Annotated in this window: 6 protein-coding genes and 3 pseudogenes; 5 read left to right on the top strand and 4 right to left on the bottom strand. The window is 63.4% G+C overall.

Features of this window, described 5'->3' with window-relative positions; genetic code table 11:
- Positions 1 to 53: 53 nt before the first annotated feature.
- A complete protein-coding gene (locus BZF57_RS20375) occupies positions 54 to 596 on the bottom strand; it encodes a MarR family winged helix-turn-helix transcriptional regulator (protein WP_010339851.1) in 543 nt (180 codons plus the stop codon).
- 104 nt (positions 597 to 700) lie between these two features.
- On the opposite strand from BZF57_RS20375, the gene BZF57_RS20370 reads away from it, so the two are divergent.
- Complete coding sequence (locus BZF57_RS20370) at positions 701 to 1,177, top strand: YkgB family protein (RefSeq protein ID WP_010339850.1); 477 nt, start codon at positions 701 to 703, stop codon at positions 1,175 to 1,177.
- Positions 1,178 to 1,264: 87 nt separating this feature from the next.
- On the opposite strand, the pseudogene BZF57_RS20365 reads toward BZF57_RS20370, so the two are convergent.
- Both BZF57_RS20365 and BZF57_RS20360 read right to left on the bottom strand, forming a co-directional pair.
- Positions 1,265 to 2,449, bottom strand: a pseudogene (locus BZF57_RS20365) (transposase); the annotation flags it as partial.
- 33 nt (positions 2,450 to 2,482) lie between these two features.
- Positions 2,483 to 3,076 (bottom strand): recombinase family protein, encoded by a 594-nt coding sequence (locus BZF57_RS20360; protein WP_086741186.1) that lies wholly within the window; start codon positions 3,074 to 3,076, stop codon positions 2,483 to 2,485.
- A 139-nt stretch (positions 3,077 to 3,215) separates the two neighbouring features.
- Between BZF57_RS20360 and BZF57_RS20355 the strand changes: the two genes are divergently transcribed.
- Entirely contained in the window at positions 3,216 to 6,173 is a 2,958-nt protein-coding gene (locus tag BZF57_RS20355; protein WP_086741184.1) for a Tn3 family transposase, read from the top strand.
- Positions 6,174 to 6,203: 30 nt separating this feature from the next.
- Positions 6,204 to 6,983 (top strand): annotated as a pseudogene (locus tag BZF57_RS20350) (IS5 family transposase); the annotation flags it as partial.
- 182 nt (positions 6,984 to 7,165) lie between these two features.
- On the opposite strand, the pseudogene BZF57_RS21035 reads toward BZF57_RS20350, so the two are convergent.
- A pseudogene (locus BZF57_RS21035) lies at positions 7,166 to 7,315 on the bottom strand (AAA family ATPase); the annotation flags it as partial.
- Between the two features lie 65 nt (positions 7,316 to 7,380).
- Here BZF57_RS21035 and BZF57_RS21185 point away from each other — a divergent pair.
- Both BZF57_RS21185 and BZF57_RS20340 read left to right on the top strand, forming a co-directional pair.
- Positions 7,381 to 7,572: a hypothetical protein gene (locus tag BZF57_RS21185; RefSeq protein ID WP_156076283.1), complete on the top strand. Its 192-nt coding sequence runs from the start codon at positions 7,381 to 7,383 to the stop codon at positions 7,570 to 7,572.
- A gap of 125 nt (positions 7,573 to 7,697) precedes the next feature.
- The coding region (locus tag BZF57_RS20340) for a helix-turn-helix domain-containing protein (protein ID WP_143738588.1) at positions 7,698 to 8,062 on the top strand (365 nt) is incomplete at its 3' end.

Genomic DNA, 8,062 nt, shown 5'->3' with positions numbered 1-8,062 from the left:
GGGGTCAGGACATAGAACGGGCACAGATATACGCTAAGCGTCTCTGCGCGCACTTATGGGTCGACTCTATGCGTCGACGACTCCAGCATTCCAAAGGCATCCATCGGACAGTTGTAGCATCGCCTCTCGTCGCAGAGCCGGCATATCGTCAGCGCCGAGACAGCGTCGTCAGACATCTGCGCAAGTATTGTCTCGGCAATACGTTCCAGCACGAGGCGGTCAGCATTCGAGACATGGCTAAGGATTTCGGATAAAGTCTCGTTTCTTCGTTGCAGGATCGCAGATAGGCGAGTCTCGCCTGCCTCAGTGAGCATCAGCGCTACTGCACGACGGTCCCGTAGCGCTTTGGATCGAACGGCGAACCCGGCTGCAACCAATCGATCGACAAGCCGCACCGTCCCCGCGTGGGACAAGCCTAGCACCCGTCCTAATTCGTCGATCGAAAGACCGGTCGCGTGACCGATGACGACGATCGCCGCGGTGGTTTCGCCACCGCCGGGTATCGTCGGGTCGAATGCCGCCTTCTTAATTCGATCGGTGATGCCCACTGCGAGGGCGCCGAACAGATTGACGAGCCGGTCCGAGAGTACGTTCAAAGGGTTGCATCATTCATTGATGGCGCATAGTGTATGCGCAGCGCATATATCACGCCTGTCTAAGCATGAAGGCAGGTCATGCGCCATGATGAAAGCGAGGCACCATGTTTTCGACATTACACATAGCTGAAAAGACGACCGGCTCTCGCGGGTCTCTCGCGTTGCTGCGCTGGGCGCTGGTGGTCATCTTTCTCTGGTTCGGTTGCATGAAATTCACGAGCTATGAAGCGATGGGCATCGCGCCATTGATGAAGAACAGTCCGATCATGAGCTGGATTCCGGCCGTTTTTGGGGTGCAGGGTGGAAGCTATTTTATAGGCACCGTCGAGCTCGCGACGGCCGCTGCGCTGATTATCGGTGCTTTCAACAAGACGGCCTCCGCTCTCGGCGCGGCGATGTCATGCCTAACTTATGCCGTGACACTGACGTTTTTCCTGAGCACGCCTGGCGTCGCCGAGCCGACCGCTGGCGGGTTCCCGGCGATTTCGGCCGGAACCGGACAGTTCCTGTTGAAGGACCTGGTGCTTCTTGCGGCATCAGCGTGCCTTCTACTTGCGTCCATACGGACAGCAGACGCGTGACGGCAAACAGGTGATGGCGTTGAAAAAGTCGCTCCCTCGTCGAGGCCGAGGGCGCTGATCAAGTTGGACGCGTTGAGGCTGTGGGCCTCATGCCATCGCCATCTGTCTGGCGAGGCTGACCTTGGCGAGCTTGCGCAGGTTCTGGGCAGCTGCGGCGAGGTGGAACTCGTCTCTGGCACCGCTGGGGCCGCGTAGCCGCAGCCGATCGATCCGCATGATGCGCTTCAGGTGCGCGAACAGCATCTCGACCTTCTTGCGCTCGCGGCGCGAGGTGACCCACTCGTCTTCCTGCGACAGGGCCCGGGCCAGATCGCGCGCGCCTTCGTGGATTGAGCGGGTCACCTTGCGCGCCGGCAGGAGGGGCGTGCATTGTGGCTTGAGAGCGCAATGGCTGCAGTCCTGTTGCCGTGCCCGATAGCGGATGAAGCCGTCCTGGTCGGCCTCCGGTCGCGGCGAGGTGAAGTTGCGGTTGCGGGGGCGCAGGCGGTTGCCGGCCGGGCAGATGTAGCTGTCATCCTCGTGATCGAAGGTGAAGTCGCCGCGCTCGAATGCACCGTCGGTCCGGGCGGACTTGTCGAAGACGGGCACGTGCGGCTCGATGCCCCGCTCGTGCACGAGCCAGGCCAGCATGCCGGCCGAGCCGTAGCCGGTGTCGCCGATCAGCTTGCGGGGCCATAGGCCATGGCGCTCGGCCGCCCGCTCGATCATCCGCTTGGCCGCGGTCACCTCGGCCTGGCGCACAGCCGTGCTTGCCTCGACATCGACGATCACCGCATTGTCGACGTCGATCAGGTAATTGGTGGAGTAGCAGAAATCGGCACGCCCGCCGTGGGCTTGGGTATAGCGGGCAGCAGGATCGACCGGCGAGACGCGCTTGGGTTCGACCGGCGTTGCGCCACCAAAGGCTGCGTCATCGAGCACAGCGAGGTACTCCGCGATCGCCCGCCTTGGCAGATCGGTGGGCAGACCCTGCGGCCCGTCGACATAGGTCTGCCGATTGGCTTCGGCCCGGATCAGGCTGGCATCGACCGCAAAGCCGTCGCCTCCCACCAGACCTTCGTCGATGCAGCGCCGCACGGTGGCTTCGAACAGCTGGCGGAACAGATCGCTCTCACGGAAGCGACCATGGCGGTTCTTCGAGAAGGTCGAGTGATCCGGCACGTCACCCTCGAGGCCCAGGCGGCAGAACCAGCGATACGCCAGGTTGAGGTGCACCTCCTCGCACAGCCGGCGCTCCGACCTGATGCCGAAGCAGTACCCTACGATCAGCATGGGGTGACTACACGAAAGTGACGTATCTGCACGCTAAGGGTGAACGGATCGGGAACGCTTGGGCTTTGCGTCCTTCTCCGTGGCTTCGAGGGCTTTGTAGAGGGCGGTTTTGCCGATCTTGAGGCGCGCGGCGGCTTCGCGAACGGTGAGGCCGGAAGCGATATGATCGCGTGCCTTGCGGAGCTTGTCGGGTGTGACCACTGGCCGACGCCCGCCGGGACGGCCTCGCTCGCGAGCAGCCTTGAGGCCGGCATGGGTGCGTTCCCGGATCAGATCGCGCTCGAATTGGGCCAGCGAGCCGAAGATGTTGAACACCAGCATGCCGCCCGAAGTGGTGGTGTCGATATTCTCGGTGAGTGAGCGGAACCCGATGCCGCGCGCCGCAAGCTCGCCGACCTTCTCGATCAGGTGGCTCATCGAGCGGCCGAGGCGGTCGAGTTTCCAGACCACCAGCGTGTCGCCGGGGCGCAAATAGGCGAGCGCTTCGGTTAGGCCAGGCCGATCGGCTTTTGCCCCGGATGCGTGATCGTCGAATATACGGTCGCACCCGGCAGTGTTCAGCGCGTCAAGCTGGAGCGACAGCTTCTGGTCTGCGGTCGAGACGCGCGCATAGCCGATCAGCGCCACATGATGCCCGATCCTGTCCGTTTTCCCGTCATTATGCGATCTTGTCCGAATCGCCGTTACAGGTCCAGAGTTAACGGACATATTCCTGTTGGCCGCCAGAGGACCGTCTGACGGACACGCAAAGCGAAGGAGATGATGCTTGGCGAGACGGCGACTGGTGAGCCTGGAAATCTGGGCGAGGCATTATGGCGCGCCGCTCGATGAGCGCGAGATCGCGCGTCATTATACGCTGACCAGCGACGACCTGGAAATTGTCGGCCGCCGTCGCGGCGATGCCACCCGGCTCGGCTATGCGATGCTCATGCTATATATGAGATGGCCTGGCCGTGCGCTGGAAGCGGGCGAAGTCCCGCCCGCTCCTGTGCTCGCCTATGTGGCGCAGCAACTCGGCGTCGCGCCGGCAGCCTTCGCGGATTATGCCCATCGGGACCAGACCCGTCGCGAGCATCTCGCCGAAATCCGACGATCGCACGGGTTCAGGATTTTTGACCGCAACGCTTTCCGTGAAGTTGTCGCCTTCTCGGTCCCAATCGCGCAGACCATCATACACCCCGGCCAGATGGCAGACGTCATCGTCGATGAACTCCGGCGCCTGCAGATCCTCCTGCCTTCTCCGTCGATTCTCGAAGCGGTGCTGCGGCGGGCGCGCCAGCAAGCCGAACAGCTTACCTATGAAGTGCTCACGAATGGCCTGCTGCCTGACACCCTTCAGGGCCTGGACGATTTGCTGGCCCGACGACCGGGGCAGGTCGCGACATGGCTATCCTGGATGCGCAATGCGCCACAATCGCCGGCAGCGCGCAACATCCTGCGCCTGATCGAACGGCTCGCCTATATCCGCGCGCTGGGCCTCGATCGCGCCCGTGCCGACATGATCCCGGCTTTGACTTTTGACAGGCTGGCGGACGAAGGCAGCCGCATCACACCCCAGCACCTTGGCGAACTCAATCCCCTGCGCCGGCATGCGACGCTGGCGGCAACCGGCATCCGCCTTGAGGAAAGCCTGACCGACGCGGCGCTGACGATGTTCGATAAACTGTTAGGCAGCATGGTGCGCCGCGCCGAGAACCGGACCCGCGACAAAGCCCTCAAGACGGTGCGCGAGTTGCAAGGTCATCTCCGGATGCTCACGGGCTCTTGCCGCCTCCTCATCGACGCGCACACCAAGGGCGTGGATTCGCTGGCGCAGATCGAGGCGCTGGACTGGCAGCGCTTCGCCGTGGCCGTCGAGCAGGCCGAAGTGCTCGGGCGACCGGAAACCGTCGATCGCACCGCCGAATTGATCGAGCGGCATCGGACGGTGAAGCTCTTTGTCGGCGCTTTTCTCAACGCCTTCGAGTTTCGCGGCGCCGGCGCGGTTCAGGGGCTCCTGTCAGCGCTGGCCATCATCGCGGAGCTATATCGGACCGGCAAACGGCGCTTGCCTGATCGCGTGCCGCTACGCTTTGTGCCGCCCGCATGGCGCCCGTTCGTCCTGCGGGATGGCATCGTTGATCGTGCCGCTTATGAACTATGCGCCTTGTCGCAACTACGCGAGCGGTTGCGAGCCGGGGATATATGGGTCGCGGGAAGCCGGCAGTTTCGCGATTTCGACAGCTATCTCATACCGCCGGCGACCTTTGCGGCGCTGCGCGAGAAGGGGCCGTTGCCGCTCGCCATCGAAACGGATTTCGAGCGCCATATCGAGGAACGGCGCACCAGGCTCGACACGGCGATCGAGCAGGTAACGGTCCTTGCACGGCAAGGGGAGCTGCCTCAGGTCAGGCTTGACGAAAACGGCCTCGTCATCTCGCCGCTGAAAGCGGCAACACCGCCCGCCACCGAGATTGCCCGTCGCGCCGCCTATGATCGACTGCCGCGCGTGAAGATCACCGATCTTCTGCTGGAGGTCGATGCCTGGACCGGGTTCAGCGAATGCTTCATCCATCGTCGTTCGGGCCGGGAAGCCGACGATCGCAATGCCCTGCTCACGGTCATCCTCGCCGATGGCATCAATCTCGGCCTCACACGCATGGCGGAAACCTGCCGGGGCGCAAGTCTGCGTCAGCTCGCCCATCTTCACGACTGGCACATCAGCGAAGCCGCCTTTGGCGAAGCGTTGGGAAGGCTGATCGACGCCCATCGCGCCATGCCGCTCGCCGCGCTGTGGGGAGACGGCACCACTTCGTCGAGCGACGGACAGCAATTTCATGCCGGGGGCCGTGGGGCCGCGATCGGCGACATCAACGCGCGCAGCGGCAACGAACCAGGCGTTGCCTTCTACACCCATGTCTCGGATCGATATGACCCCTTCGCAAGTCGGGTGATCGCGGCGACCGCTGGCGAAGCGCCCTATGTGCTGGATGGCTTGCTGTATCACCAGACCGGCCTGACGATCGAGGAGCACTACACCGATACGGGCGGGGCATCGGACCATGTGTTCGGCCTCATGCCCTTCTTCGGCTACCGCTTCGCGCCGCGCCTGCGCGACATCAAGGAGCGTCGTTTACACCTCCTTCCCGGCCAAGAATCCGGCCCCTTGCTTGCCGGCATGACGGCCGAACCGATCGCATTGGGTCATGTCGCGGCGCATTGGGACGAACTGCTGCGGTTCGCCACGTCGATCCGCACCGGCACCGTCACTGCTTCGGCAATGCTGCGCCGCTTGTCCGCCTATCCGCGACAGAACGGACTGGCCCTCGCACTACGCGAGCTGGGCCGCCTCGAACGCTCCATTTTCATGCTCGACTGGCTGCGCGACATCGACCTGCGCCGGCGCACCCAGGCGGGCCTCAACAAAGGCGAAGCCCGCAACGCGCTCGCCCGCGCGCTCTTCTTCAACCAGCTCGGCGAACTGCGCGATCGTCGGTTCGAGAACCAGACCTATCGCGCCTCCGGCCTCAACCTGCTCGTCGCCGCCATCATCTTGTGGAACACTCGCTATCTCGAAATGGCGCTGGCGGACATCGGCACAGCCGACGAAATCGCACGCCACATCGCGCCATTGGGCTGGGAGCATATCTCGCTGACCGGTGACTATAGCTGGAATGTTGAAGATCAACCCGATCCGGACGCCTTGCGACCGCTGCGCGCCGTCAACTCCCTACTTGCCGCGTGACGTTCGCTATCCGTTCGCCCTTTCCGTGCAGATACGTCACTTTCGTGTAGTCACCCCAAGGTGCCCGATGCCACCACGGTGTGGCTGTTCCGGGAGAGGCTGGTGCAGGCCAAGGCGATCGACAAGCTCTTCGCGCGCTTCGATACGGCGTTGACCGACCGCGGCTACCTCGCGATGGGCGGTCAGATTATCGATGCGACCATGGTGCCGGCACCCAAGCAGCGGAACACCGACGAGGAGAAGGCGGCGATCAAGCAGGGCAAGATCCCGGAGCGCTGGAAGGAGAAGCCCGCCAAGGTCCGCCAGAAAGATCGCGATGCGCGCTGGAGCCTGAAGTATACCAAAGCCAAGGTGAAGGAAGGTGCTGATCCTACGGCGTTCAAGCCAGTCGACCTTGCCATCCCGATGTTCGGCTACAAGAACCACATCGGCATCGACCGGACGCATGGGCTGATCCGCACCTGGGATGCCAGCGCGGCCAACGTCCATGACGGTGCTCGGCTGCCGGAGCTCATCAGCAAGCAGAACACAGGCTCGGGCGTGTGGGCGGACACTGCCTATCGCTCCAAGAAGAACGAGACGTTCCTCGAGCGGGGCATGTTCAAGAGCAACATCCACCAGAAGCGCATGCCGCGTCGGCCGCTGCCCGAGCACATTGCCCGTGCCAATGCAAAGCGCTCCGCTGTCCGCTCGGCAGTTGAGCACGTGTTCGCCGGACAGAAGCATCGCATGGGCCTGTTCATCCGCACCATCGGCATCGCCCGCGCCCGGATCAAGATCGGCATGGCCAACCTCGCCTACAACTTCTAGCGCCTCGCATGGCTCGAGGGGCGAGGTGCGCCCGCATAGCGCAAAAACGGGGTGCTGAGCGGCGCTTTCGCCCAGAAAACCAACAAAAATAAGCCGAAGAGGCCAGCCTCCACACTCCCAAAGCCCCGATCAGACCCTTCGCGCCCACATCAGGCCCAAAACAGCAGGTTCTTCTAGGTGTCCAGCTCGTCGAGCGCCTCGATGCCGTCGATCTGGCCCTGCTCGATGCGGCGCAGGGTCGCATCGAGGATCTCGAGCGCGCACGGCATCTTGAGGCTGACGAGGCTTCGGCGGATCGAGTCGACGCGCGATGATGGGGCAGCACCGTTCATGGCCGTCCCTCCAAGGCGAGCCCTGCGCCGATCGCCTCGTAAATGGCCAGCGAGCGCAGCGGCACATGATCGCCGATCCGGCCGAGCATCGTTACCGGCCGTTCCTGCGTTCGGGATTGAGGCCGTCCGGTGCGATGGCGCCGGTCGATGCGATGTTTTCGGCGCCCTTCCAGCACCTGATGCTCGGCAACGACGATCCCGCGGTCGACGATGCGCACGAGGTCCGGCAGCTGCTCGATCTGTCGCTGGCGGAGTAAAATGCCCCAGAAGTGACATTTGAAAATTCCCCACTTCGTTTGTTTGACCCTGTCCGGGGCGCGCCCCGGACAGGGTCAAATTCGAAACATCCGGCATAGTCCTCCCGGTGGGAGGCGGTGCTACGATGAAGAAGCTTGGAGAATTGATGATGATCCTGGATTTGCATCGCCAAGGCGTGAAGATCGCGGTGATAGCCCGGCAAGTGGGCGTCGATCGCAAGACGGTCCGCAAATACATTGCGCGCGGGGTCGAGGTGCCGACATACGGACCGCGACAACCCCGCCAGCGTCTGCTGGACCCACATATTGATTACCTGCGGGCGCGACTGGAGGCCTATCCTGGGCTGAGCGCTCAGCGCCTCGCCCGGGAGCTGGGCGAGCGGGGCTATCCCGGCGGCTACAGCACGGTGCGCGACACAGTGCGTTCGATGCGTCCGGCCGGTGGCGGCAAGCCCTATGCCGTGCGGTTCGAGACCCCGCCGGGCCATCA

The organism is Erythrobacter colymbi, assembly GCF_002155685.1.
Lineage (GTDB): Bacteria > Pseudomonadota > Alphaproteobacteria > Sphingomonadales > Sphingomonadaceae > Erythrobacter > Erythrobacter colymbi.
This window is presented reverse-complemented; position numbering and strand designations above follow the sequence as displayed.

Excerpts from the sequence above, each read along its gene's own strand:
- BZF57_RS20370 (WP_010339850.1), top strand. The coding sequence starts at position 701 with ATGTTTTCGACATTACACATAGCTGAAAAGACGACCGGCTCTCGCGGG.
- BZF57_RS21185 (WP_156076283.1), top strand. The coding sequence starts at position 7,381 with ATGATCGCCGATCCGGCCGAGCATCGTTACCGGCCGTTCCTGCGTTCG.